Below are 26,400 nucleotides of genomic sequence, written 5' to 3'. Positions count from 1 at the left end.
GAGTTTCTCTCAATGAGTATCATAGCCTGGCCCTTTCTCGTCAGCCGAAACAAAGTCGTGGATTATCGAACTATCATCGCTCCTCAATTTATGATTGAGAGGCAGATTACTTCTTTTCTTGCTGAGGCTGCTGGGGGAGAAACTACGGAACCTGGATATGTGATGTATCGGGAAATTCACAGTACACAAGTGGGAACCATCCATCTTCTTTTTCGCGTGCGAAGAGCCAAGCGTTCTCATCTTGGCTTTGAAGAAAAAGAATTGCTTTTCGATCAATATGGAAGACCTCTTTTTCTGACAGAAGGATTTGTTCTCGAAGAATGGCAGCCAGAAGACATGATTGTGGTGACTGGGGATGATTTCCTCCATGCGCATGAGCAGATGCAGCAGTACTATCGTGAGTTCTGGGACAGTACCCTCTATCACCCTTTCTCAGTAAAGCAGTCAATACCCATTCTTTTCAAGGGGAAGAGAGAAACGGAGAATCGTTTAAACATAAAACGTGTCGATCCTCTGGACAAAAGAATAGGACTCAAGCTGAATCTTTTACGTCACGAAGTCTGGATTGATGGGACATTACGTACGAACTTTTTAACGAACAAAGAGTTTCAGTTCCTCCGTTTTCTAGCAGCCCATGCAGGTCAGGTCTGTTCTCGTGAAGAAACTACGAAGGCAGTCTATGGCAACCTCTATCAACCTGAACATGATGATGCACGGCTCGACGCTCTTGTCGAACGCGTGCGTAAAAGTATCGGAGATGCCGAACGCCCTCCCCGTTTTATAGAGACGGTTCGTGGAACTGGGCATCGCCTTCATGAGTATCTTGATGAGTTTCCACAAAAGAAAGTTATTCATGTTCCTCCTATAGAATTATCTCCCTCATCTGTCGGTACTCAAGAGGCACAAAAAACTTTCCATTCCTCTGAAGGTCACGAAGAACTTGCTCTACACACGATGTGCAAATGGTTGGAATTACGCAGGCGTCATAATCGTCAGGCTGTTCTCATCATTGGATCTCAATGTGGAGCCTTATATCGGAGTTCGCCCTTTTACTCTTATTGCCAACAATATATGGCTCATAATGTACAGTTCCAATCTCCTCTCCAAAGCTTTCGTGAATGTTATCAGATATTGACACAACTTCAATTGGGAGAAAGAGAACTTCACACACTTTTACAGGATAGCCTCAGGCACACAAGCACCCTCTTAGAGGGGGGCGGTGGCGATGGATATTTCGCTGATATTGTCAAAAAGGGATACTTTCGAGAAATTATTTCGACAAATATAGATGACTTAATTGAGCAATCACTGCATGATACGGGATTAATTGAACAAAAAGACTTTGAAGTAGTGATAGCAAGAAAGCCGTTTCCACCTCGACAGAGAGAGCTACCTTACAGGCTCACCAAAGTATTTGGTGATTGGTTATCACGTGAATATGTAATTCATGAACGCGATGCTTGCATTTCAAATAATAATGAGCTAAACCAGTATTTACGAGAAATATTAAGTGGAGATGTATTAGCCGTAGGCCTCGATCCGAAATGGGATAGTACAATATTACCACTTTTACGTGATATTCCGACTTCTTTGTGGTTTGTCAACGGAGATGAGAAGAGCATCAATGATGACCAGATCACTCCTATTTTCCATCAGAGACGAACAACATCGGTTGCTCTCGTTGGAGAGAACTTTACCTATGAGAGCTTCTGGAGAAGATTGCATCAACAATTGAATAAAAAAGACATGAGAGTAATTCAAGACAACATTGGAGAAGATGTAAGAAAATACGGGTATCATCGAGCAAAAACTCAACCAATTCGAGTTATGTACATTTATTGCGATGAAGATTTGCCTATAATGCAAAAGTTTTGGAATCACTTGCATGTCTTTCAAGAAAACAACTTAATAGCAGAAAGGCATCGAGGCACTCTCAAGCCAGGTGAGCATCTACAGCTTACGCAGGAACGAGATTTGAATAGTTCACAACTCATTTTCGTAGGCTTTAGCAGCAGCTTTCTGAAGTCGGAATATTATAAGCAGGCAGTACAGGCGCTCAAGCTGAGTTCAGGAGGAACGGCAACACTGGTTCCGCTGCTACTCAGTCCCATAGGAAACTGGAAACAAACCCCATTTAGCGAGATTTCCCCATTACCGCAGGGAGGCAGAACACTTAGCGAAATGACTCCAAGAGAGCTTGAGAGGGAACTGAGTAAGATAGCAGAGAATATTCACAAGCTGATTATCAGTTTACAAAAAAACGAAGAGAACTTGCATTGAGATCTTCTTGATCATCAAGAGGAGCAAAAAGGGTAAAAAGTTTGTGACAACAATCTCAACAACTCTTTTAGGAGGAAAGGATGAGAAGCACGGAAAACGAGTAATGGCAGCCCGGCCACTTAGCAAGCGTGGAGCCGGTAACATCCTCAGCAGAGAACGACACCGAGAGCCGATGCAGTTTGGACGAGTTCCTCGCAAACGCAACCTGCAAGAACCAAGCCCCAATCTACTGTGGGATGTTTTATCGCCTAATCCGATGCTATTACATCTATTGTGGTAGATTCATCATATAATTGATAAATATCTTACGTGTCTCCTTCTCTTAGATCCACTCAATAAGTATCTACTGGTCCAGCGTTACCAGATCGAGATTCATCCTCCAACCGTTTCCGCTCCGAGCGAGAAAATAGAAGGGTGCATTGTGTTGCACCTGTCTTAAAATCGGGGGAAAGAAGCAAGAGGCGTGACAAGAGAGGGAAGAGGATGGCCACTAACAGCTCTAGGAACCGCCATGCTCTCATTTCATCACTCTTTCTCTCACTCGCACGTTCCCATTTGGGAAGCACGAACTTCCTTCGTTTATGACTATGAGTATGCTAGTATATGCGAATCATCTCTCAGTGTAGTATACTAGGCAACAACAGCATACAATGGGTTTTCCTCGATGTTGAGTGCTTCATGCAAGCAACCGCTAAAAGAAGAAAGGGATGTCTTGTGTTGGAACAAAGGAGTGAGCGGGATCGATGACCGATGAGGTGGCAGGATCGTCACAAGGGGAACAAACAGGGAAACGGCTGGCCGTCGTGGTTGGGGTCAATGGGCCACCTGCCCTTGGTCGAGCGCCTTTGCGCTATGCGATGGAGGATGCAGAGGCAATGGCTCAGGTCTTGCAGAGTGAAGCATGTGGCTTTGAGTTGTTCGCTCCTCCGTTGCTTGGAGAGCAGGCGACGACCTCGGCGATCAAGCAGACGATCTTAGCTCTGATCTCCTCTCTTGGTGAGGAAGATATGACGCTCTTCTATTTTAGCGGGCATGCCGAGGCGATGCTTATCGATGCCGATCTCGACGAGGTGTATCTGGTCAGCCATGATTTTCAACCTGCATGGATTCGCTACGATAAAGACGCGCAGCTTTCCTTGAGTTGGCTCCGTCGCTGCGTGTTTGAGCATGAGAAGGCACAACATATTCTCATTATCCTGGACTGCTGTTACGCAGGCAAATTCCGAGATAGCGCCCCTGCTTTCTGAATTGTGCATGAGCTTTCTCTGAGGGGAGAATAAGATATGAAAATCACAGCGGCGTAACAGTAACCAGCCAGCCACTCACGAACAGATCGCAATAGACGTTCTGGAATATAGCAAAGACTGATCAGGGCATTGCATCCTGACGGTTAGCTGCTTTTTTTGTGGACAGAAGTAAACCGAACCGGTTTGTGCCAAGTAAAATGCTTTTTCATTGCCGTGCTGCTGTGGTCGAAGGAAGCGATCAGTTTTTTGCCCTTTGTCGGCAGTAGTTGCCACAAGATAGAAATGATTACTAGTATCAAGATTGATAAATATAACACCTGGGTTGCAATAAGCGTGTTCAGATGAATAATTTTCCATGAATCAACAATAGTTACAATTTGTTGGGCACCTGGAAGACCCGCAATAAGCGTTAAAAGTAAGATGACAAAATTGAAAAAAAGATTTCGGCGGAAGAGTTGCTGGCTCTCTTTTACCTCTATGAGCTTTTCTACGCGGCCAAGCTTTTGCATAACTCCTTCATATCTTTCGTGAATCTGCATAGTTTTCTGCCCGCTTTTGAGAATATCCTGAGCCGTACCATGTGAGAAGAGGATGTTGTGATATTCATCCAATGCCACGATGAGATTTTGTTTGAGGTGATTCAGCTTGGTAAGATTATGAGGAAGTGCCTTCAGCTCGCAATCAAGAATATGGAGTATCCATTGCTGGATCAGCGCAGCCTCAACAATTACGCTTGCCTGAAAGTGCTGAAATAACCATTCGTGATCAGGGATATTTTCCCCGAACTGCTGTTCCAGTCTGGTAAGGTGATCGTGATGATAGATAACAGTCGTATGGCTCTCTCCAAGATAGAAGCTATAGTCGCTTGTAGGGGCAAGGTCGTTAACAATAACCTCCGGGATTTTTTCAGGCTTTATCTCTCGCCAGTGATTTGTCCCTAAAACAAGGCCAGAGAGTTCCGGGGCGCGGTGTTTCTTCAATGCCGCATCGGTTGGATATTCTGGGCTGGTCTCACGGATAAACATAATCGGATATGCCAGCCAGTCAGATGTGCGAAGCCAGGTAAAAGTATCACCATCATTTCTTAAAGCTTTTCTTCCATTAATAGCTACAAGAATGGCGTCCTTATATAAATGAAAAAGGAATAAGAATTCAACAGGCTGGCTCGGCTCATATGTGTACCACTCAATGCCTCCCTTAGAGTGCTTAGCCGTTGGGGTTATGCCGTACTGCTTTAGGATATGAGCAGTCGCCGGAAGATCAACGAGAATCTTTGGGATTTCAAAGCGGGACACTCCAATATCTTCTAAAACCTTTAATTGAAGCAGGGTATCAACGGTTCTGGTTTTCTTAAAACTTACTCCAAAGGTCAGAACAGCAACACCTGCACGATGAATTAGCAACGACACATTGACTTTAAGCTCTTCGCCATCAATTGTTGCCAAAAAAGGCTGAAGACCAACACGCATAAAAGCTGCTTCCCGAAGGTAGAGAGGAGAAAATAGTTGTTGGTCAGAGTAAAGCTGAAGTGCCGTAAAGCGTTGAAGATTTGCCATGATGTGATCAACAGACTGGAGCGCCTCTTTAAGATCTTTGAGAGTTTTTTTAGGATTAGCTCTCTCGCCAGCTGATGACTGTTCTTTAGATATTTTGATTCTAACGGTTGATAGAAGGCGTGAAGAGCGTTTAGGATGAGCCAGCGCATAAAGGAGCATATCTTTCCATTTATGCTGCTCCCAATAGGATGAGAGAACAGCATAGTAAATAGCCTGCTCATAATCATTGCGTACAGACTTGAAGCGAGGTGCAATTTCAATCGTATCGGCAGGATAATTTGTAGCGGCATAGGCAAAATCTTTTGCCAGCAGCTTGCGGGCTGCCTGAATAGGATTGACCAGTTTACCGATATCAAAAACCAGATTGTAAAAGATCACAATCTCCTGAAGATCAAGCTCTCCCTCCTGAGCAGGCGGGTTGAGAGCTGTTTGTATCCTGCTGGCCGTAGTAGAGAACCATTGCCTGATAGAAAACCTCATTACACCACGACTCCCATTGTTAATAGTCGGAATATCCGTCTCATGTAAACACTTCAATGGATAGAACGTTTGATAAAGCCTATCGTCAAATTGAGGCGGAAAATAATTTCGGAAGAGATCGGCCAGTCAATAGTTAAAACAGTTTATATTTTGAATCTACACGCTTGCTATAACGCTCGGCTGGCACTTCTCTTGTGATCCTCTCAGGTGGTCTCATGCAGTCCCAGCTTCTCTTTATTAGCATCAAGGCCGTTATGAGGAAGCCGAACCACTTGTGTAGCGAGCGTTCGCCATCCGAGAAGCACAGTTGGGAGTTATTCATCCCGATACCGCCCAGAGCCTCAATAATCTAGCTGAGTTCTACCGGATACAGGGCCGTTATGAGGAAGCCGAACCACTCTCGCAACGAGCGCTTGCCATTCGAGAAGCACAGTTGAGTGTCAATCATCCTCTTGCAGCAAGCAGCAACGATTTGCCTTACATCTTTAGGCGAGGAGCATCCTCACACCCAACAGATCCTAGAGAATTACATAACCCTACTAGCCGATCTGCACACCAACGGAGACATCGAAACCCTGCTTCACCTCCTTGCCTAACAAGAGCAGGATGATCCCCAGAAGGATGAACCTTCGCCATGACGCTTTGGACGAGGTGATGGATACCCGCATTGGTGTGGTGTCTGCTGCTGTTCCCCCATGATGCCCTCAACAGAGGCAGAGAGATCGAGCAGACACGAGCGCTATTTGAGGAAACGGGTTTTGCGCTGGCAAAGACAGGCGCTTACGGAGAGAAAGCCAGAAGAATCCAGTGTGAGGGAGCGCATTGAAGCGTTGCGAGCCATCATCTCAGAAACAGGAGGCGTGCTCTCAGCCAGCAGAAAAGAGCTGAAGCATGCTTTCCTCGGCACCTACGTGGCGAGCAGTTTTTTGACTCCACTTGGTTCTTCCCCTCACCCAACAGGCGTTTTACTTTCGGCAACAATTACTGTATCTCCGTGAGTAGTGGAGATTCGCGATTTGCAGGGTGAGCGAAGCCACCTCAGAAGCAAAGCGACATATACAGATGAAGGATCCTGCAAGGCTTTCAATGGCTTGCCAGGAACCGAGCCATCCAGTTGCAGGCCACTATCCATTCGGGACATAGTGGATATTCTCTCGATCAAGCAGTCCCGTCTGAGAGCTAACAAGGGAAACTGCCACCTGTCCGTTCGACGTCTTCTTCTGCCTTATCCGTTTGGCTTGTGAAGAGCGCCTGATGCTTCGGATGATCCTGGTCGAAGTGCTGATGCCAGACGTGTGAAGGAAGCAAGCGATGATGTTCCTGGGTCATGTTCCCTCACCTGTTCGCAGACTGATGGGAAGAGGGTGAGTGATCATTCGCCTTTGTCGCATATCGCAAGGCTCCTTATTTGACCTCCCCCTCGGCTTGAATGCGTTCAAACACATGCAATCTCGTTCATCTGCTCACCACACATCGCCAGCGAAAGAGGGAGCCAAATGGATGAACACCTGGCTCCCATTGCCTCTTAGGGTTCGTTTTCCAAGACTTCCCGCAGGTCATTGGTCAGTTGGGAAAGGTTTTGACCAGCTAAACGAGGGGTTAGTCTGGGCGGGAGACGTTGTTCCCAAACGACCATCTCACCGCTGATGTCCTGGAGAACCTGTATGGAGAGGCCAGGCCCGTGGATGTGGCTTGCCCAGATACACACGAAATGTTGTTCTGGTCATTCAAAGACGTATGAAGAATTTCACGCACATCCCCCACTTACATTTAAAAGGTTATCTCTAGGGAAAGCAAAGGTTTCTTCGGGCTTTGCTCTCAATAGAGTGACCATTGAGTACCTCTCCACAGATAACACGATGGGAATCGGTTTTAGGATTCAAGCTCCTCAACTCTCAACTTTCGTGCGTATAGACGAGCGAATTTTGATCTGCTGCATCAGCGTGTTTTGCATTCATCAATAGATTCATCATGATCATCAAAAGTGCGTCAGACCCTCATATATCGCGGTATTCCATTCATTCTGGAATGCGTGTTGCCTCTTGAAGAGATGATCAACCACTCGCTACAATACGAAATAGCGCGGTAGAGGCTGTCGCAACGCTTCAGCCTCAAGTTCATAGTCCAGCTCCAGTATTTGCTGTGTGAGGCTTTGAATCCTTTGTATTATGGGCTCGCAACCCGGTTGTAACATAGCTTCCCCTTCCTTCTTCCTATCCTTCTACCTCAATATCTGCAACGGACTTGTGTATCCAGGTGGGCCGATAGGGGAAACGCTCGACTTGCTCACGTGTGGTGACGCCAGTGAGCACTAGAATGGTCTGCAAACCACTCTCGATCCCTGAGACGATATCGGTATCCATGCGATCCCCGATGATCACGGAATCCTCAGAGTGGGCATCAAGGGTGCGTAGCGCCGTACGCATCATGAGGGGATTGGGTTTGCCGATGAAGTAGGGTTTGGCACCCGTAGCTGCACTGATCAAAGCGGCCACAGCTCCGGTTGCGGGGACAATCCCTCCTTCGCCAGGTCCCGTCACATCGGGATTGGTCGTGATGAAGCGCGCTCCTGCCATTACAAAGCGAATGGCACGGGTAATGCGCTCAAAGCTGTAGGTGGTCGTCTCGCCTAATACCACATACTCCGGTTTCTGGTCAGTCAGGATATAGCCAATATCGTGCAATGCTGTTGTGAGCCCAGCTTCCCCAAGAACGTACGCCTTCCCACCTGGTCTCTGTGTATGCAGAAACTGTGCTGTTGCCAGAGCGGACGTGAAGATCGCTTCTTGTGGCACCTCCAATCCTAGATCGTGCAACCTCACCTGCAAGTCACGTAGAATGTAGCGCGAGTTATTCGTGAGAATCAAGAACGAAGCGCCCTTTGTCCGCAGACGTTGTATAAACTCTGCAGCCCCAGGAATGAGTTTGGTACCCTGCAATATGACACCATCCATATCTATCAAGTAATGCTTGATACCCTCCATGTACATCTCTCCGTTCAGTAGTTCATTGCCGCAAAAATGCTTCTCAATAGAGACAAGCAGGCTACTATTCAGGATCATTCTAAGTAACCGCCTGCACATTTCCTGAAATGATGAGCCTTTTGTGTTGGCTCAGAAAACAGGAGACGCTGGCTCTGGAGGTCTCATAATCAGCAATGGCATCGTCGTCCTTTCCAGAATCCGCTCTGCAATGCTGCCGATCATCGCGCGTTTGAGGCCACCCCGACCGTGTGTGGCAAGCGCCATCACGTCATAACCACTCTCCGCAACCTCAATGAGCGCAGTCGCAATATCTGCTTCTTCTTTCATCGAAGAGGTCACTTGCACATGAACATCGGCAGGCAAGTCTTTCGTAAGCTTTTCTTTGACGATACGCAGGTATTGCTCTGCCTCGCTGCGATAAAACTGTCGTATATTGATGTCATACGCCAGATATCTGCGTTCCTCTGTTTCGCTTGGCGGCTTGAGTATCCGTATCATATGTAGTTCGCCCGGCGTCTCAGCAGGACTCACCGCCGTGACAAGCTGAGCGGCAGGCGGCAGGATCGCCTCGGCCAACGGGGAACCATCCAATGCCACCAGTGCCCGGATAGGACGAGCCTTTTCAGGGTGTACAAGCGGAGCTTCCAGACCTTTCTCTGAGAGAGCCAGGACAGGAACAGGGCTATGGCGAACCACCTTCTGCGCCACACTCCCCATCACCCAGCGCTTGAGTCCCGTAAAACCGTGCCGACACAGGACGATCAGATCGATCTTCTCGGACTGAGCATAACTGAGGATCTCCTGCACAGGTGAATCGGTGGTAACCCTGGTCCGCACACCTATGCCTGCCAGCCTCTCCGAATGCGCAATATGCTCAAGATAGTCATGTGCTTCCTGGGTCAGCGTCGTCCGCACCTCATCAGCTAAGACACCTGCTCGTGAATACGCATAGGTGCTATCTCCCACTTCAGGAGGAATCACCCGGAGCAGCGAGATGGTTCCTCCTGTGCGGCGCGCGATGTGCGTAGCCAGAGGGAGGGCTTGTTCAGCGCGAGAAGAGCCATCTAATGGAACAAGGATGTGTTGAAACATATATATCTTCCTTTTGTATCACACTCATCGCTTTCTGGCTGGTAGTGTTGCAAAAAAATAAGCTCATCAAAATGATGACTGCATACATAGATGTTATCGAAGAAAAAGAGAGCTCTTTTTTCGTGTTTTATCAACAGAAGATTCTCGAGTATACATCATTTTGATGAGCTTATTTTTTTGCAACACTACCTCCGGCAGGGATAAGTGAGGTACGTAGAAGGTGTACCAACAACCTTCGCAACATTCGTTGCACTTACATTCTGCCGCTGACGCGGCGCACTAAGCCATGATTCGTCTCAACAATACAAGCCATCTGCTCTTTTTGGGCTGGGCCACTGTTGAGAGGGCCTGGACCTTATAAAAACAGGTGGTAGATCAAATTTGCCCCAACAATCATCAGTCACCATGCACTTCTTCTGGTGTCTGCGCTCTTATGGTCTCCATGTTGAGCTTGCCGTCTTTTACGTCTATCATGATGGTATCGCCATCATGAATGCTGCCGTTGAGAATGCCGAAAGCGATACGGTTCTCGACTTCCTGTTGAATAACCCGTTTGAGTGGACGCGCTCCAAACTGTGGGTCATAGCCCATCTCTGCCAGCAGATCTCGTGCAGCATCGGTCAGTTGTAACGTCATATGCCGCTCCTGTAGTCGTGGCTGGAGCCGCTTGAGTTGAATGTCTACGATATCTTTCATCTGCTCACGTGTGATCTGATGGAAGACAATGATCTCGTCAATACGATTGATGAATTCTGGTCGAAATCCCTCCTCGCGCAAACGCTGGCGCACTTGACGTTGCACCTCGTCCTCCGTCATCCCATCCAACGTGTGCAACCACTGCGTTCCTACATTACTCGTCATAATAATGACGGTGTTCTTGAAATCAACCGTGCGCCCCTGTCCGTCTGTCAGGCGGCCATCGTCGAGTAACTGCAATAAGATGTTGAAGACTTCTGGAGCAGCTTTTTCGATTTCATCAAAAAGGACAACACTGTACGGGCGGCGACGGACAGCCTCGGTAAGCTGTCCTCCTTCTTCGTAGCCAACGTAACCGGGAGGCGCTCCGATCAGACGCGAGACGCTGTACTTCTCCATATACTCTGACATATCGATACGGACAATGGCCCGCTCGTCGTCGAAGAGAAATTCTGCCAGGGCACGAGCTAGTTCGGTTTTGCCCACCCCGGTTGGTCCCAGGAAGAGGAAACTTGCCAGGGGACGGTTCGGATCTTGCAGTCCGGCCCGTGCCCGACGGATCGCATCAGAGACCGCTTTTAGTGCTTGCTCCTGCCCCACCACGCGCTCGCGCAGGCGATCCTCCATCTTGATGAGCTTCTGCACTTCTCCCTCCATCAATTTGGAAACCGGAATATGTGTCCACTTCGAGACAATCTCTGCAATATCTTCGGCATCGACTTCCTCCTTAAGGAGACGCCCGCCCTTCCCCTGAATACTGGAGAGTTTCTCTTCCATTTCGTGCAGTTGTTGCTCCAATCGTGGAATGGTCCCATGTCTGAGTTCTGCGGCTTTGCCAAAGTCATATTCACGTTCGGCCTTCTCCAGACTCACCTGAGCCTCTTCTAACTCTTTCTTCAGGCGTCGAATCGCCTCGACTGGCTCACGTTCGCTCTCAAGTGAGAATTTGAGGGTATGCAGTTGCTCATTGAGATTGGCCAGTTCTTGCTCGACCTTGATGAGACGCTGGCGGCTAGCGGGGTCCGTTTCTTTGCGCAAGGCTTCTTGTTCGATCTGCAACTGCCGAATGCGGCGATCCAGCGTGTCAACTTCACTGGGAGTACTATCTAACTCCACGCGCAGGCGGCTGGCAGCTTCATCGATGAGATCGATAGCTTTGTCTGGGAGGAAGCGATCTGTGATGTAGCGATCGGACAGAACGGCTGCAGCAACAATGGCGCTATCCTGAATACGCACGCCATGATGGACTTCATAGCGAGGCTTCAAGCCACGAAGAATACTAATTGTATCTTCGACTGAGGGCTGTTCAACCATAATGGGTTGGAAACGGCGCTCCAAGGCGGCATCTTTCTCAATGTGTTTGCGGTACTCATCAAGTGTAGTAGCCCCAATGCAGTGCAACTCACCACGTGCCAGCATAGGCTTGAGCATGTTGGAGGCATCCATCGCTCCTTCAGCCGCACCCGCACCAACCAGGGTATGTAATTCATCGATAAAGAGAATGATGTTGCCTTCCGCACTCGTCACCTCTTTGAGGACAGCCTTCAGGCGTTCTTCAAATTCACCACGATATTTGGCCCCAGCAACCAGCGCACTCAGATCAAGGGTAACGACCTGCTTACCAGCTAGCGTTTTAGGCACATCACCCCGCACAATGCGTTGTGCCAGCCCCTCAACAATGGCAGTTTTTCCGACCCCTGGCTCGCCAATCAAGACCGGGTTATTCTTGGTACGACGGCTGAGCACCTGGATAACGCGCCGAATCTCTTCGTTGCGCCCGATGACCGGATCAAGCTTACCTTGTTCAGCAAGAGCCGTGAGATTGCGGCCATATTTTTCGAGCGCCTGGTATTTGCCCTCTGGATTTGCGTCAGTCACACGCTGCACTCCACGAATAGCAGTGAGAGCCTGCAATACATTTTCACGCGTAAGACCCGCCGCGTTCAAAGCACGTGCTGCTGCTCCATCACGGACATTGAGCATTGCCAGCAGCAGATGCTCCACGCTCAGATATTCATCATGGAAGGTACTCATCTCGTGCCAGGCATCGTCCAGCACTTTGCGCAGGCGAGGAGAAATACCCGGCTCATTGCCACCATAGACCTGTGGCATGCGCTCAAGTTCGTCATTGATGATACGTTGTGCCGCTCCCAGATCCCCGCCAGCCTTTGCAATCACTTGCTCTACCACTCCCTCTTTCTGAGCAAGCAGGGCAGCAAGCAGATGCTCAACCTCGATTTGACTATGATTACGTTGCCTAGCTTGCTGAGCGGCCTCACTGATCGCCTCACGCGCTTTCTCCGTAAAGTGTTCAATATTCATGACCTTTTCTCTTTCCTGCCCTCAAAACTTTTGTAGATGAGCATGTACAGGTTGCTCGTTGATAGTAGTTCCAGATACTACAGAGAGGTCTCCTTGCGCCCATATGTGCGTTTTCTCTCCTGCTCCAACTCCTGATGGAGCGCATTCAGGCGCTTGAGCAATTGCAGAATCACTTCAACTCCCGCCAGATTGATACCCAGATGATGATGCAAACGGCGAATGCGCCGGAGTTGCATCACCGCCTCCTCGCTATAGCGCGTTTCTCCATCACTCTCTTCCCCCTCAATGAGGCCCAATGCACGTAGTTGGCGAAGCGTGCTGATACTGAGATGACTAGCCGCAGCCGTCTCCTGTTCGTTATATGATGAGGAAGAGCTGTATTGCCGAAGCACGATATGCGTGATAGCGTGCTCATCCATAGCTGCTCCTTTCTTCTTCCCTTGCTGCTGAGGCAGATTGATCCAGTGAGCGCGCAAAAGCTTCAAAGAGGCGTCGTTGCTCATCATTCAGATGTGTCGGCAGCACCACATTGGCTTCAGCATACAGATCACCTTGCCGCTCTGGTTTTCCTGGTATGGGCATTCCCTGTCCTCGGAGCCGAAACGTCCGACCGTTGGTAGTTCCTGGCGGGATGCGCAAGAGGAGGCGGCGACCATCAGGAGTTGGCACATGTACTTCGCCACCAAGCATCGCGGTTACCAGCGGCACATCTACTCGTGTGCGCAGCGTCGTCCCTTCCCGTGTGAAGCGGGAATCCGGCATCACATGGACACGAATATAGAGATTGCCCCGTCCCCCTGTTCCCTGAAGTCCCTGACCAGCAATACGTATGCGAGCGCCATCACTCACGCCTGCAGGTATCTTCACTTCCAGGCGGCGCGTCTTGCCGTCAGGCTCGGTCAATTCTAAGAGACGCGTCGCTCCCCGATAGGCTTCGGCAAGGGTGACATCAACATCAGCCTCAACATCCTGTCCTACTGGAGTCCGCGTCTCGCGCCTGGTGCGTCCAGTTGTTCGTGTACGCCCCCTCATCCTATCAGAGACGTTTGAGCCAAAGAAGGTCTCGAAGAAGTCAGAGAAGGGGGACGCTTCTCCAAAGAGATCTTGCAGATCTTCTTCGCTCATCGTGCTAGCACGAGTACGCCTCCCTGTAGCTTCCCCTGTCGGACCTGCTGCTCCAGGCCATTGTCCATACTGTTGATAATAGCTGCTCAACTCGTCATATTGCTTGCGCTTTTCTGGGTTGGACAACACCTCGTTAGCCTCATTGATCTCCTTGAATTTTTCTTCGGCTGTCGTATCACCCGGATTGACATCCGGGTGATACTTGCGTGCAAGCTTGCGATACGCTTTTTGTATGTCCTTCTGGCTGGCATTCTTGTCCACACCCAGAATCTTGTAATAGTCCTTGTAGTCAACCGCCATACGTCCAATCTCCCTGGAAAGAGACTCCTATCATGGAAATCCTATAGGATGCACGATGGGGGTTCCTAGACCTCACGATACTCTCCCTCAACGGTCCCAGGTTCCTCACTAGAGGTCGTCTCGGATGGCCCTTCGCTAGTGGGGGTTCCCGATTGACTATAAACCTCCTGACCAACCCGCTGCATGGCACGTTCCAGACCGTCGGCGGCACTACGTACACGTGTGAGATCATTCCCAGAAAGCGCATCACGTACGCTCTTGATCTTCTCCTCTATCTCGCTGCGCACGTCTGCTGCGAGCTTTGCTCCCACATCTTGCAGCGTTCGTTCGGCTTGATAGGCAAGGCTATCGGCACGATTCCGGGCCTCAATCTCTTCTTTGCGCTGCCGGTCCTCCTGAGCATGCAATTCGGCTTCGCGCACCATTCGTTCGACTTCCTCTTTGGAAAGACCGCTGGAGGCAGTAATCGTGATCTTCTGCTCACGACCTGTCGCCTTATCGCGGGCTGTTACATTGAGGATGCCATTAGCATCGATATCGAAAGTGACCTCGATCTGTGGCGTCCCACGCGGAGCAGGGGGAATCCCTTCGAGGCGAAAGCGACCCAGGCTCTTGTTGTCGCGTGCCAGCTCACGTTCGCCTTGCAGAACATGAATTTCCACCGCTGTCTGGTTATCTTCCGCCGTGCTGAAGATCTCGCTCTTGCGTGCCGGGATCGTGGTGTTGCGCTCGATGAGTTTGGTCATGACACCGCCCAGTGTCTCCACACCAAGCGAGAGTGGGGTGACATCAAGCAGGAGCACATCCTTGACCTCGCCTTTGAGTACGCCAGCCTGAATAGCGGCCCCGACAGCCACCACTTCGTCAGGATTGACACCCTTATGTGGTTCCTTATTGAAGATCTTGCGGACCAACTCCATCACCGCTGGCATACGGGTCTGCCCACCTACCAGTATGACCTCGTTGACCTCGTTCGCCTGGATTCCTGCATCTGTTAACGCCTGCATGACCGGACCTCGCGTGCGCTCGATCAAGTCGCCTACCAACTGCTCTAGCTTGGCCCGCGTCAAGGTCATTAGCAGATGCTTGGGTCCACTGGCATCTGCTGTGATGAAGGGCAGGTTGATCTCGGTTTGTAGCGAGGATGAGAGTTCGACTTTGGCGCGCTCGGCGGCTTCCTTGAGGCGTTGGAGCGCCATGCGATCATTGCGCAGATCAATCCCCTGATCGCGGCGGAACTCGTCAGCTAACCAATCAATGATGCGCTGGTCGAAGTCATCACCGCCTAGATGCGTGTCGCCATTGGTAGCCTTGACCTCAAAGAGACCTTCGCCCAGTTGTAAGATAGAGATATCGAAGGTGCCACCACCTAGATCATAAACGGCAATGACCTGATCGCGCTTCTTGTCCAGTCCATAGGCCAGCGATGCTGCTGTCGGTTCGTTGATAATGCGCAAGACCTCAAGTCCTGCAATGGTACCAGCATCTTTGGTCGCCTGACGTTGCGCGTCATTAAAGTAGGCAGGAACGGTAATCACCGCCTGAGTAATCTTCTCACCCAGTTTGGCTTCCGCATCAACGCGCATCTTTTGCAGGATCATAGCCGAGATTTCGGGCGGACTATATTCGCGTCCACCCAGCACGACACGGAGATCGCCATTGGAGGCACGCGTGATCTTATAGGGGACACTTTTGATCGTGCGTTGCACTTCGGGATCATCATATTTGCGCCCCATTAGTCGCTTAATGGAAAACACAGTATTTTCGGGGTTCGTGACCGCCTGCCGTTTGGCAACCTGGCCGACTAAGCGCTCTCCACCTTTCGTTATCGCTACGACAGAGGGCGTCAGCCGTGACCCCTCGCTGTTCTCCACGACAGTCGGCTCGCCCGCCTCCATGACAGCCATGACTGAATTAGTGGTTCCTAGATCAATGCCAATAACTTTTGCCATAACACTTTGCTTCCTTTCGGATCAGAACATCGCTCTTATTGAGAACTTTCTTGCCGTCCAGATGTCTCCTCCACTGAAGAGGGTGCCCTTGCGACACTGACCTGAGCAGGACGAATGATACGTTCTCCCAGGGCATATCCAGGTTGAATAACGTGCAGAACCGTTCCTTCAGGGACATCGGGTTGCGTCTGTGTTGTGATCGCCTCATGCACATGGGGATCGAAGCGCTCCCCAGGAGTACCGATCTCTCGCACGCCCACTTGCTCAAGTTGGGTCGTAAGCCTTCGTGCAACTAGAAAGAGTCCCTGTACCCAGGGGTGCGCATTCAATTCTGCCGGTGCAGCCTCCAATGCTCGCCTCAGATCATCGAGAACCGGGAGCAGATGAGAGAGAAGCGCACTCTGGGCGGCAATGCGTCCTTCTGCTTGTTCCTGGTTCACGCGACGCCGATAATTCACGAAATCAGCCTGTGTTCGCCGCAGCATATCCATGCACTCTTCCACCTGTTGTTGCTCTGGTATGAGCGATTGCTCTTCTTGCTGAGGTGAGACGGAAGTGATATGTGATGTATCCCCTTGTTCAGGCTGCTCTGCTTCCCGCTTTTCTTGCCGATTTTGCTGCATAGCACATTCCTTCCATAGAGAGAGCAGGTCATACGAGCGACAGTGATGTGCGACCAACGTTTTGCCATCCTATCGAAATACACGACCGCTTTCTCAGTGCGAAGATTCCTTTCTGCCCATCAGCTATTGTCCTCACTTTTCAAGCAATAACCGTCATGCTACCTGAGGCAAGTAGCATGACGGTTGTACATGTTATCAGTGAACAAATATCTGTTCTGTTGTTTTTCTCCCTGCCCAAGTATACGGCGCGCCTTCTTTCTTTGTCAAGTATTTATTTAATCTCAACTACATAAATGTGAACTAAAAAGTTATTTTGTTCAGAAATAAATCATGTAAAAGGGTGCAAAGGGGCGCTGCGTTGTAAGAGCAAAACATCTGTACAATGCTGTTATTTTGAATTGGAGAAAAAGTTGCAAATCACAACACATCCCTGATCGTATCCATTATGTAAGGTGTCAGCGTTCTCATGCTGTGAAAACTTTCTTTCCTCGATTTTGTAGAGATTTTTCGATAGTAAATTATATTTTATTTCACAGATACAAGATGTTCACTTGCTATAAATACTTGACAATATGAAGCAAAGCAGTATATACTTCGATGTTAAAAGCTACGACCACAAGTACATCAGGAGGCATGGCCCAGCCTCTCGGAAATAGATTATGCCAATGAGAGAAAGGAGATAGGCACTATGACGACAGTGAGTTCTCGTACAGATGAAGACATCCAGAGAGATGTTCTAGACGAATTAGCATGGGATACGCGCGTCCGACCGAACGAAGTTGGTGTCTCTGTAAAGGATGGAATCGTCACGTTGACAGGTTGGATTGATTCGTATTCAAAGAAGTTGGCTGCTGAAGCAGCTGCTCACCGCGTTTATGGTGTCAAAGCAGTTGTCAATGACATCGAGGTAAGCATTCCCGGCTATGCTGAACGTACCGATGCTGACTTGGCAGCAGCTGTAGTCAATGCTCTCAGGTGGGATGCAGGCATTCCCGCTGGCAAGATAGATGTCACCGTGAGCCAGGGATGGGTTACTCTGAAAGGCGAAGTCGATTACGGCTTCCAGAAGAGAGATGCAGAGCGAGCTATACGTCATCTATCAGGCATAAGGGGGATCAGTAATCTGATTACTGTCAAGCCCACATTGCTACCAATTGATCTGAAGCGGAGTATCGAGAAAGAACTTGTGCGCAATGCCGAGACGGATGCTAAAAATATCACGGTCGAAGTTGATGGGAGCAAGGTTATCCTGCGTGGAGCTGTTCGCTCTTATGCTGAGAAAAAGGCGGTAGAGGAAGCTGCCTGGGCTGCACCAGGTGTCACCGAGGTTGATAACCAGATTCGCATCGTGCTTGGATAATCCATACTTCATCGAGCGGCGAACTGCTTCGGCGAGGTTCTCCTCCATTGCTGGAGGAGAACTTACTAGGCACATACCCTCACCTGAACATACGAAACCTTGCAGATAGTAAGCGAGAATAGCGGAATAAGAAAGAAAGCATGCTACAATTAGATTGCGGCCCTATCATACAAAAGATTCAAAGTCTTACAGAGCAAATGTGGGAACTGGATAATGAAATAGAAGCGTGTGAGGCTCAAGCGTTGCTTAAACCTCTTCCACGCTATTTTACATTGCAGAAAGAGGCTGATCGCCTCCTCAAGAGGCAACGTGCATTGCAAAACGAATGGAATAATGCAATGAACGACCTTGCTATCTGTAGGTCAGAGGGTCAGGAGTATCGTCTTCAAGGAGAGGAAATATAAATAAGGGAAGAGTATGGAAAATGACGGGAATCGACCTGCTGTTGAGGACAAAGAAACTCTTCCGGTTGAAGAAGATGTCCTTGAAATAGAGACGGCAGCTCATGACGATGCCACCTCTCAGCTCATGGCTGGTATTGCCTGTTTCTTGTTCCAGCCACAAAAAGATCCACGGCAGGCTCAGCCTGCCGAACTGCCCGAACTTGTGACTGATGACGAAAATTTTGTCTGGGTCGATGTAACCAGCACAGGAATGCAAAGCATAGAGCAGGTGGCACGTCTGCTCTATCTGCATCAAAGCGCTGTGCAGATGGCTCTGGCCTCCTGGAGAAGACCCAAAGTGGACATGTTTCCCACCCATTTTTTTGTGGCTACCACCTTGCCTCGCCTTGAGGCTCCCTCCTACCACATCGGAGTGCAAAAATTATCGTTCTTCGTGGGGCGGAATTTTCTTGTAAGTACGCACAAAAAAGCGCTTTCTTTTGCGGAACGGGTCTTGCAACGCGCCACCCAGAACGCGCACCTTATTCGATACGACTCCCCGTTAATGCTCTTTATACTCCTTGATGAGCTGCTTGAATATTATGAGATACTCAAGGAGCAATTACAGGATCAGATTGAGAGCATGGAAGAGCGCGCCCTGACTGATACTTCCAATGCATTTTTGAGTGAGTTGCTTCATTTTAAACGCTATGCTTTCGCCCTGAGCCAACTCGCCAGCCAGCATCGCCCCATCTTTACGACTTTCTTGCGCCCTGACTTCACTCATATCTCCGGTCGAGAGGTTGAAGTTTATTACCGCGATTTGGACGCACGTCATATTCGCCTGGAAGATATGTTTCTTGGGGCAAAAGAGTCAATCAATGTCATTTTTGATATTTATGTTTCGCACGTATCGCATTTTACAAATAGCGTGATGAAAACGTTAACCATTGTTTCGACCGTGCTACTACCCGCCTCGATTATCATTGGCATCTTTGGAACAAACAGCATCCAAGATTTTCCACTGCTGGTCCATTTTTGGGGATTTATTCTCATGATCGTGTGTACCATTATCACCAGCACCACGATCCTCTGGATTTTTCATCGCAAAGGTTGGCTATGGCAGTGATGTCTTTTTTCAACGTTTGGCGTGGGTGAGAAAGAACTTGAAAAAGCAGTGTCCAACATCGGAAGCCGAGTTCGACACAAAACACTCCCAAAGGGAAGGAACTCACGAAGGTAGATCCCATCGCCTTTCTCACCGTGCTGTATGTCATAGTAGATGATTGTTGCCAGTTGCAACAGCTTGTGAGAAGGCGGTATCCCGCACTACAAACTGTTCTGTCGTGTAGTGAACTTGTCGTGCTGGCCCTGTTTGGACAACGGGCACAGTTTCCTAGTGAACGGGTCCTTTACCGCTATGCACAACTGCATTCCTGTTGATCAGACTCTTTCGTCGTTTCCTCCATTAAGAAATAGTCCTCTCTCTGCTCTTTTCAGTACATGCTTTCGTCGTAAGAGACGGGTATTCGCTTTCTCTCTGCTCTCAGGCTGCTTCGGCAAGGGGCCTGCGCTGGAGGGCGTAGATAATGAAGAGTATGCCGAATACAATAGCATAGATCCCGATCAACCAGACGAGCGATAGGAGCCCTACGCCAGGGAGAATCGCCAGGAGTACACCAAGCAGAAGAGAAATGACACCAGAAATGCCCATTAACCACTTTGGTGTCCCTGTGAATCTCTCTGAGAATGCCCCTACGATCTCGAAAATTCCGGTGATAATTGCCCACGAAGCAATAATATAGAGCAGAGCCAGCGCCGTAATAGCAGGCCAGACGAAGGCTAGCACTCCCGCTATAATATCTATGATTCCTTCTAACAATAGTACCCACCACTGCCGATTCGTCGTGCGTTCTTGCAGGGAAGCAACGATAGCCGTCACACCATCTACTAGCACATACGCGCCAAAGAGAAACACCAGTGCGATAAGCGTTAGTCCCGGCCACAGAAGAGCGGCTAGACCAAAAAGCACTGCGAGAATTCCGCGTATCACGAGCATCCACCAGTAGTGACGAGGAACCTGTGTATTCATTATGGATTGCATGGAATTCCCTCCTCTTTGAAATGTTCCATCATGAGAAAGAAGCGACAACAAGTATGAGGAAACATAGTAATAAGCAGGGAAAGGAACGTTTCACACACAGTTTCTTCATGCGCTTCACGGCTCCTATCCCCTGCATGTTTTCTTGAGGTCTACGACCGTCACATACCAGATGACAATGTGATGGTCGTACTCATGCTTAACAAAGCGCTACAAGATTACCGGGTTTGTGATTGTCCAGCACTCGCTGCAACCTGCTGTTGTTGACCTTGCCCCCCTGAGATACTGATCCGCTTCGGGCGGCTTGCTTCGCTCACTGGAACCTGAATAGTGAGGAGACCGTTCTGGAAGCTTGTTTGAATCTTATCGGCATCAATTGGCTTGGGAAAGGTGATTGATCGTTCAAACGAGCCGGACACGATTTCTCGCATTAACCAATTGTGCCCGCGCCGATGACGTTCCATTCTGCTCTGCTGAGCTTGCTGCATCTGTTGCCCCGTGTCCTGAGCTTGACCTTGCTGCTGGGCTTGCTGTTGTTGCTCCTGCCCACTCTGAGGCTGATTCTGATGCTCATTTTGATAACCATAATGGCCTCGAATCGTCAAGGTGTTCTGGTCAACTGTTAGCTCAATGTCTTCTGGTCGCGCTCCTGGAACCGCTACATCCACTTCATAGCCATGCTCTGTTTCACAGACATCCATCGGTACAGTCAAAGAAGATAGATCAGGCTGTGCCCCTGAGCGCACAAAGCTCTGGTCAAATAGCTGATCCATTGCACGACGAAGACTGAATGCTTCGCGAAAAGGGTCGTAACGCGTTATCATAGACCTGTGCCTCCTTTTCTCTGCTCGACTATCTCATCTATTGTTTCTTTTCTTTCCTCTTCACCCTGTTTTCCTCCCTGTCTGAAGTATATGGTGTGTCCTTCTTCTTTGTCAAGCATTTGTGTTCATCTCTTCTATTAATAATATGAATAAAAATATATTTTCCATAGAAAATAATGAGTGTATAAATAAGGGAACTCTGCTTACGAAGGATTTTGTTGGAGCATTTATACATATTTATCGAAAATACACTTTTTGCTCATTTATCACTATATACCCCTTCAGAGAAGATAAAGGGATTGGGCTACCATTATTTACCATAAATATAGATAAGTATTTGTAATTCATTAAATAAATTGTATATTTCATCATCTGCATGTTTTGTCTGACTGATTATCCATAGAAAATATATTTTTATTCACATTAATAATGGTTGCGTTAACATAAATACTTGACCAAAAGAGAAAACGGACTATATACTTTGAACGAGCGAATTATATGCGACTCCCTAATGTGAATTGATGGGAGCGTTTGTGTCTCTCAAAAATACGTTGCTTCTTCTGTTGCTTCTTCTAAAGAACACGAGTGAAAACAACTAGAAAGGGAAGGAGACAAGCATTATGACGACAGTGGGTTATCGTACTGATGAAGAAATCCAGAGAGATGTCCTCGATGAATTGAAGTGGGATACGCGCATTCGACCTAATGAGGTTGGCGTCTCTGTAAAGGATGGGATCGTTACCTTGACAGGTTGGATCGATTCGTACTTGAAAAAGCTAGCAGCTGAGGAGGCAGCTCACCGCGTCCATGGGGTCAGGGCAGTCGTGAATGACATCGAGGTGCGTCTACCCAGCTTTGCTGAACGCACTGACGCCGATCTTGCTGCTGCTGTCCTCAATGCTCTCAGATGGAATGCTGGTATTCCCGCAGGTAAACTCGATGTCACCGTCAGTCAGGGTTGGGTCACCCTCAAAGGCGAGGTCGAGTACGGTTTCCAGAAGAGAGAGGCAGAACATGCAGTGCTCCATTTATCAGGTGTCAGAGGCGTAACAAATCTCATCGCCATCAAGCCCGGCGTGCGACCAACCGACCTGAAGGAGAACATAGAGAAAGAGCTTGTCCGCAATGCGGAGTTAGATGCGAAGAATATCACGATCGAAGTTGATGGCAGCAAGGTCATCCTTCGTGGAACTGTTCGCTCCAATGCTGAGAAAAAGGCGGCAGAGGAAGCTGCCTGGGCTGCACCAGGTGTCACCGAGGTTGATAATCGGATTACCATCTCTATCCCGTGACCTTTACTTTACTGGCGACGAACTGATCCGGCGAGTTCTCCTCCATTGTAGGAAGGGACTCGCCGGATCGCAAAGCTCACCTCTGTCTTTGAGGCGCTTCTGATGCCACACTATGAACTGACTCAGAACGGGAATATCGCTCATCTAGTTGCTAAGAAGTTCACAAAACCGCTCTAACCGCCGTGATTATATAACTCTTTCTTCCGTTTTTGTCGTGTTACCGATTTCTGGGGATCGCTCGTCAATAGAATTGAGCAACTGCTCTAACTCGTCGAGTTGCAGATGAGCCAGCAAGATTTGAGCTTTGATGTGTTCCATCATCTCAAGTGAGGGGTTCCCACTACTATGAAGCGCCTTGGTGATTGGATCGAGAGCCTTTGCTACTCGAGAGCCTTGTCCTTCGATGTCGTTTTGTAAGCAGCGCAACTGCTGGAGAACCGTCATCTGTCCCCCTGCGAATCGCTCATCTTCTCTATCGTGTTCATTGATGTACCCTGCGTTCAGCATTTGTCGCCGTCCTTTCTGAATCCTGCTAATGTACTGGCTCTGGTGTCTAGTATAGGATGGGGGAGGAACAATGTCATGACCCTAAAGGAGGAATGATGTTTTGAGATGGCTTTCATTCTTTTGGTTGATCTTCTCTCATGCCTATCATGATGAAGGGATGCCTGCGGTTAGCTTACGGACCGAGAGGTATCAAGCGATCCTGGAATGGCACGCTCGGCCTCCTCCTCCAGGCGCTGCTCATGATGGCGAACAAAAATCAGAGATGCAACGGTACCAAGCAAGCCAAGCACGATAGTAATATATCCAATTGGTCCTGCCACCCGATGGATGTTGTCTCCCAGAAAGTAGCCTCCTAGTCCGCAGAGCATGGCCCAGATGATGCCTCCCAGCCCGTTGAAGAATAGAAATGGTCCCCATGGCATGCGGTTGGTTCCAGCCAGGAAAGCGGCCCAGGCTCGCAACACAGCAAGAAAGACAGACAAGATGGCGCTTTGGGTCCACCGGACTGAAACGCCACCCTGTCTATTCTCTCAACCCTCGACGTACTACATTGTGGAAGATACAGAGACAACACCCTGCGGTGCCTGAGCCTGTGCAGTACGTGGATGATGAGCCGCCAGAATGGCGCGTGCTCGCTCCGCCTGCTCTGGACTCTTTGCATGAACAATTACCAGTGTATCCCCTTTCTGCACCATTTCACCTAGATTCGTCGCGATCTCACGAGGCATTCCTAGATGAACAAGAGCGGAGATAAGTCCATCCAGCGCGGCTACAGTGACAGCGCCGGCGGCAGCAAGTCCCACGCCCGAAAGAAAGACCCCGAGAATGGGTCCTGTAGCAACCAGCAGACCAACTGGAGGAAAGAGCAATCCCCATAAAGCCCCAAAAACGCCTCCCCAAACTGCCCCATTGATCATCCCGGCTTGAACTGCATGCTCTGCATCCGTGTAGATGACAGAGATATCCGGGTCTGTAAAGCCCGCCTGCTTCAGCTCTGAGACAGTCGCTTGCGCATCTGCCTCATTTAGATAAGTGGCAGCTTCTAGCCACATCTGTGATACCATTAGCGCATCGTCTCCTTTCAGCACTTGCTGAGCTATGTGCCCATCTAGATACTAGTGTCATTTGCGAGAGTGCCTCTTTTTAGTACTCTGGCATATCTGCTGGAGCTGCAGGTTTCTCCTTCTTTGGAATACCTGTAACCAATGCTTCAGTTGTCAGGATCATTGCAGCAATGCTGGCGACATTCTGTAAGGCTGAACGGGTCACCTTGGCAGGATCGAAGATACCTGCCTTGACCAGATCCACATACGCATCGGCCAGTACGTTGTGGCCGTAATGATCATTCCGCTGTTCTTTCTGCGCTCGACATACACCATCCACAACTACCGACCCGTCTTTGCCACCGTTGACGGCAAGGTGACGAGTGGGTTCATTAAGCGCTCGGCGTAAAATGTCTACACCTGTTCTTTCGTCACCTTGCAGGTCCAAATTGTCTAACACTCGGGCTGCGTTTATTTAATAGAGTAACACCACCTCCGGCAACCAAACCCTCTTCCACCGCTGCACGTGTAGCAGAGAGGGCATCTTCAACATGCGTTTTTCTGTATAGGAGGTTGGGAACTGCGCTGATTTTTCTATCTGTAATCAGGATATAGGGATTATCGATAGCAGCTTCCATTCTCTCCGAATTGGTAACGAAGTAGGGCGAGATGTAGCCTCTGTCGAACTGCATTCCTTCGACATAGTCCGTCCCGAAATCAGTTCCACGCGACTCTTCCACGGTAATGACACCATCTTTCCCAAGCTTCTGCATCACTTCGGCGATCAATTGACCAATTTGCTCATCAGCGGCAGAGATGGAGGCAATCTGTGCGATCTCCTTCTGACTCTCAACGGGAATGGCCTGCGAGCGAACGAAATTGACGACCGCCTCTGCTCCATGCTCGATACCTCGCCGGACGAGCATGGGATTGGCTCCTGCAGCCCAGGAGAAATGAAAGAGCATCCTTTAATCAAGGATTGCCAGTACATCATTTTCTCTGAGTACCAGATATATCTCGTCATCTAGGATGATTTCTGTACCGCCATATTTGGCGAACAGCACACGATCACCTTCATGTAGTTCCATTACTGAGCGACCACCATTGTCCAGTAAGCGACCATTCCCTACAGCAATCACTGCTCCTTGCTGGGGCTTCTCTTTGGCCGTATCTGGAATAATGATACCGCTTCTGGTCGTTTCTTCCTTGGAATCTGGTCTGACGACCACACGGTCGCCTAAAGGTCTGATCTTTGCCATAGTATCCACTCTTCTTCAACAAACAGGGACAATCTGCATCCAATAAGGAGCATCGTCACAAGGAGGTGCCAGGTGGTGAGCAAGTGTAAGGAATATAAGATTTCATTTCCATGAGCTATCTCCAGATTTTTACCACCTGATTCACTTATTTTCCATAAGTATATGTTGCTGCTACTTTGCTGTCAAGTATTTATGTGTATTGATGTATTATTTCATGAAATAAAAATATATTTTCTGTAGAAAGTATGTCAGACGAACGATGTGAACGCAGTTCTTGTTAATCGCAGGGAGTGGGCTACACACAAGAGGAATCGAGATTTGTGTGAGAAGGGTCAGGCGACTCGAAGAGTAATCCTACCCTTCTCATGAGGCTGGAAGCAGAGACTTTTCAAACCCGTTCCATATATTCTCCGTTTTCAGTATTGATACGAATGCGGTCGCCAGGGGAGATGATGGGGGAACCAGCACGACCGGACCGTCAAGGCGTGCTGGTCCTTCCATTGTTGCATGCCAGTAGTGGCCCGACATTTCAACATCCTTTACGCGCATTACGACTGATTCGGGTAAATCTACTCCAACCAGCTGGTCATTGAGTTGGAAGAGGTCGAATTGTAATTTATCGACGATGAATTTGCTCGCATTGCCAAGCATCGAAGCCGAGAGCAGAATTTCATCTGAGGTGTCAGGGTCCAAGTTGTTGGTATCCACGAAGTGGTAAAGCTCACCATCCCAGTACATGAAAGTGACCGGACGGCGCTCAATTGGAAGCAATTTGAACTTGGGGCCTGCATCCAGTGTCCGTTCAATGATAGCGTGTGTACGCAGGTGACGCAGCTTCAACCGGATATTGGCGCTGCCACGTCCCTCGGTGACGTGCTGCCAATCAAGAACTGTATAAGGCTCCCCCTCGATCTCAAGCGTAAGGCCTTTTTCCATTTCGCTCGACGAAATCATGAAGCGCTCCTTTTAGTACG

Annotated in this window: 25 protein-coding genes and 1 pseudogene; 8 read left to right on the top strand and 18 right to left on the bottom strand. The window is 49.0% G+C overall.

What is annotated here, in order from left to right; all coding sequences use genetic code 11:
- The first annotated feature begins 12 nt into the window (after positions 1-12).
- Positions 13-2,280: a winged helix-turn-helix domain-containing protein gene (locus K3T83_RS23495; protein WP_220205357.1), complete on the top strand. Its 2,268-nt coding sequence runs from the start codon at positions 13-15 to the stop codon at positions 2,278-2,280.
- 743 nt (positions 2,281-3,023) lie between these two features.
- Positions 3,024-3,527 carry a caspase family protein gene (locus tag K3T83_RS23490; RefSeq protein WP_220205356.1) on the top strand — a complete coding sequence of 168 codons (504 nt, stop codon included), beginning with the start codon at positions 3,024-3,026 and terminating at the stop codon, positions 3,525-3,527.
- Between the two features lie 143 nt (positions 3,528-3,670).
- Here the strand turns inward: K3T83_RS23490 and K3T83_RS23485 are convergent, their stop codons facing one another.
- A complete protein-coding gene (locus K3T83_RS23485; RefSeq protein WP_220205355.1) occupies positions 3,671-5,563 on the bottom strand; it encodes a hypothetical protein in 1,893 nt (630 codons plus the stop codon).
- Between the two features lie 307 nt (positions 5,564-5,870).
- Between K3T83_RS23485 and K3T83_RS23480 the strand changes: the two genes are divergently transcribed.
- Together K3T83_RS23480 and K3T83_RS23475 are read left to right on the top strand one after the other, a co-directional pair.
- On the top strand, positions 5,871-6,173 hold the full coding sequence (locus K3T83_RS23480) for a tetratricopeptide repeat protein (protein ID WP_220205354.1): 303 nt from the start codon (positions 5,871-5,873) through the stop codon (positions 6,171-6,173).
- A gap of 148 nt (positions 6,174-6,321) precedes the next feature.
- Positions 6,322-6,561, top strand: coding sequence for a hypothetical protein (locus tag K3T83_RS23475; protein WP_220205353.1), 240 nt, complete (start codon positions 6,322-6,324; stop codon positions 6,559-6,561).
- Between the two features lie 181 nt (positions 6,562-6,742).
- On the opposite strand, the gene K3T83_RS23470 is transcribed toward K3T83_RS23475, so the two are convergent.
- The 8 genes from K3T83_RS23470 to K3T83_RS23435 form a co-directional block, all read right to left on the bottom strand.
- On the bottom strand, positions 6,743-6,892 hold the full coding sequence (locus K3T83_RS23470; protein ID WP_220205352.1) for a hypothetical protein: 150 nt from the start codon (positions 6,890-6,892) through the stop codon (positions 6,743-6,745).
- Positions 6,893-7,776: 884 nt separating this feature from the next.
- The gene (locus tag K3T83_RS23465; RefSeq protein WP_220208289.1) at positions 7,777-8,547 is read right to left on the bottom strand and encodes an HAD-IIA family hydrolase; all 771 of its coding nucleotides are present in this window, start codon (positions 8,545-8,547) and stop codon (positions 7,777-7,779) included.
- Between the two features lie 129 nt (positions 8,548-8,676).
- Positions 8,677-9,639 carry a universal stress protein gene (locus K3T83_RS23460; protein WP_220205351.1) on the bottom strand — a complete coding sequence of 321 codons (963 nt, stop codon included), beginning with the start codon at positions 9,637-9,639 and terminating at the stop codon, positions 8,677-8,679.
- Between the two features lie 396 nt (positions 9,640-10,035).
- The gene (clpB, locus tag K3T83_RS23455) at positions 10,036-12,657 is read right to left on the bottom strand and encodes an ATP-dependent chaperone ClpB (protein ID WP_220205350.1); all 2,622 of its coding nucleotides are present in this window, start codon (positions 12,655-12,657) and stop codon (positions 10,036-10,038) included.
- A 77-nt stretch (positions 12,658-12,734) separates the two neighbouring features.
- Entirely contained in the window at positions 12,735-13,076 is a 342-nt protein-coding gene (locus tag K3T83_RS23450; protein WP_220205349.1) for a chaperone modulator CbpM, read from the bottom strand.
- Entirely contained in the window at positions 13,069-14,082 is a 1,014-nt protein-coding gene (locus tag K3T83_RS23445) for a DnaJ C-terminal domain-containing protein (protein ID WP_220205348.1), read from the bottom strand. The genes K3T83_RS23450 and K3T83_RS23445 overlap by 8 nt, the downstream gene beginning before the upstream one ends.
- A gap of 65 nt (positions 14,083-14,147) precedes the next feature.
- On the bottom strand, positions 14,148-16,034 hold the full coding sequence (dnaK, locus tag K3T83_RS23440) for a molecular chaperone DnaK (RefSeq protein WP_220205347.1): 1,887 nt from the start codon (positions 16,032-16,034) through the stop codon (positions 14,148-14,150).
- 35 nt (positions 16,035-16,069) lie between these two features.
- Positions 16,070-16,657 carry a nucleotide exchange factor GrpE gene (locus K3T83_RS23435; RefSeq protein WP_220205346.1) on the bottom strand — a complete coding sequence of 196 codons (588 nt, stop codon included), beginning with the start codon at positions 16,655-16,657 and terminating at the stop codon, positions 16,070-16,072.
- Between the two features lie 688 nt (positions 16,658-17,345).
- On the opposite strand from K3T83_RS23435, the gene K3T83_RS23430 reads away from it, so the two are divergent.
- The 3 genes from K3T83_RS23430 (at position 17,346) to K3T83_RS23420 (ending at position 19,529) form a co-directional block, all read left to right on the top strand.
- Positions 17,346-18,017, top strand: coding sequence for a BON domain-containing protein (locus K3T83_RS23430; protein ID WP_220205345.1), 672 nt, complete (start codon positions 17,346-17,348; stop codon positions 18,015-18,017).
- A 140-nt stretch (positions 18,018-18,157) separates the two neighbouring features.
- Positions 18,158-18,421 (top strand): hypothetical protein, encoded by a 264-nt coding sequence (locus K3T83_RS23425; protein WP_220205344.1) that lies wholly within the window; start codon positions 18,158-18,160, stop codon positions 18,419-18,421.
- Positions 18,422-18,434: 13 nt separating this feature from the next.
- On the top strand, positions 18,435-19,529 hold the full coding sequence (locus tag K3T83_RS23420; RefSeq protein WP_220205343.1) for a magnesium transporter CorA family protein: 1,095 nt from the start codon (positions 18,435-18,437) through the stop codon (positions 19,527-19,529).
- 417 nt (positions 19,530-19,946) lie between these two features.
- Here the strand turns inward: K3T83_RS23420 and K3T83_RS23415 are convergent, their stop codons facing one another.
- From K3T83_RS23415 to K3T83_RS57275, 3 genes are all read right to left on the bottom strand, one after another.
- Positions 19,947-20,504 (bottom strand): HdeD family acid-resistance protein, encoded by a 558-nt coding sequence (locus K3T83_RS23415; protein WP_220205342.1) that lies wholly within the window; start codon positions 20,502-20,504, stop codon positions 19,947-19,949.
- A 215-nt stretch (positions 20,505-20,719) separates the two neighbouring features.
- A complete protein-coding gene (locus tag K3T83_RS23410) occupies positions 20,720-21,325 on the bottom strand; it encodes an Hsp20/alpha crystallin family protein (protein ID WP_220205341.1) in 606 nt (201 codons plus the stop codon).
- Positions 21,322-21,444, bottom strand: a complete 123-nt coding sequence (locus K3T83_RS57275) for a hypothetical protein (protein ID WP_268963473.1) — start codon at positions 21,442-21,444, stop codon at positions 21,322-21,324. Before K3T83_RS57275 ends, K3T83_RS23410 begins: the two co-directional genes overlap by 4 nt.
- 501 nt (positions 21,445-21,945) lie before the next feature.
- Between K3T83_RS57275 and K3T83_RS23405 the strand changes: the two genes are divergently transcribed.
- Positions 21,946-22,617, top strand: coding sequence for a BON domain-containing protein (locus K3T83_RS23405; protein ID WP_220205340.1), 672 nt, complete (start codon positions 21,946-21,948; stop codon positions 22,615-22,617).
- A gap of 186 nt (positions 22,618-22,803) precedes the next feature.
- On the opposite strand, the gene K3T83_RS23400 is transcribed toward K3T83_RS23405, so the two are convergent.
- The 6 genes and pseudogenes from K3T83_RS23400 to K3T83_RS58640 form a co-directional block, all read right to left on the bottom strand.
- On the bottom strand, positions 22,804-23,124 hold the full coding sequence (locus K3T83_RS23400) for a hypothetical protein (protein ID WP_220205339.1): 321 nt from the start codon (positions 23,122-23,124) through the stop codon (positions 22,804-22,806).
- A gap of 167 nt (positions 23,125-23,291) precedes the next feature.
- The gene (locus tag K3T83_RS23395) at positions 23,292-23,606 is read right to left on the bottom strand and encodes a DedA family protein (protein WP_220205338.1); all 315 of its coding nucleotides are present in this window, start codon (positions 23,604-23,606) and stop codon (positions 23,292-23,294) included.
- Between the two features lie 63 nt (positions 23,607-23,669).
- The gene (locus tag K3T83_RS23390; RefSeq protein WP_220205337.1) at positions 23,670-24,188 is read right to left on the bottom strand and encodes a hypothetical protein; all 519 of its coding nucleotides are present in this window, start codon (positions 24,186-24,188) and stop codon (positions 23,670-23,672) included.
- A gap of 79 nt (positions 24,189-24,267) precedes the next feature.
- Positions 24,268-25,111 (bottom strand): annotated as a pseudogene (locus K3T83_RS57980) (TCP-1/cpn60 chaperonin family protein); the annotation flags it as partial.
- A 24-nt stretch (positions 25,112-25,135) separates the two neighbouring features.
- Complete coding sequence (gene groES, locus K3T83_RS23380) at positions 25,136-25,426, bottom strand: co-chaperone GroES (RefSeq protein ID WP_220205336.1); 291 nt, start codon at positions 25,424-25,426, stop codon at positions 25,136-25,138.
- A gap of 363 nt (positions 25,427-25,789) precedes the next feature.
- On the bottom strand, positions 25,790-26,380 hold the full coding sequence (locus K3T83_RS58640; protein ID WP_220205335.1) for an elongation factor P: 591 nt from the start codon (positions 26,378-26,380) through the stop codon (positions 25,790-25,792).
- Between the last annotated feature and the right edge of the window lie 20 nt (positions 26,381-26,400).

This window comes from Reticulibacter mediterranei, assembly GCF_016587455.1.
This window is presented reverse-complemented; position numbering and strand designations above follow the sequence as displayed.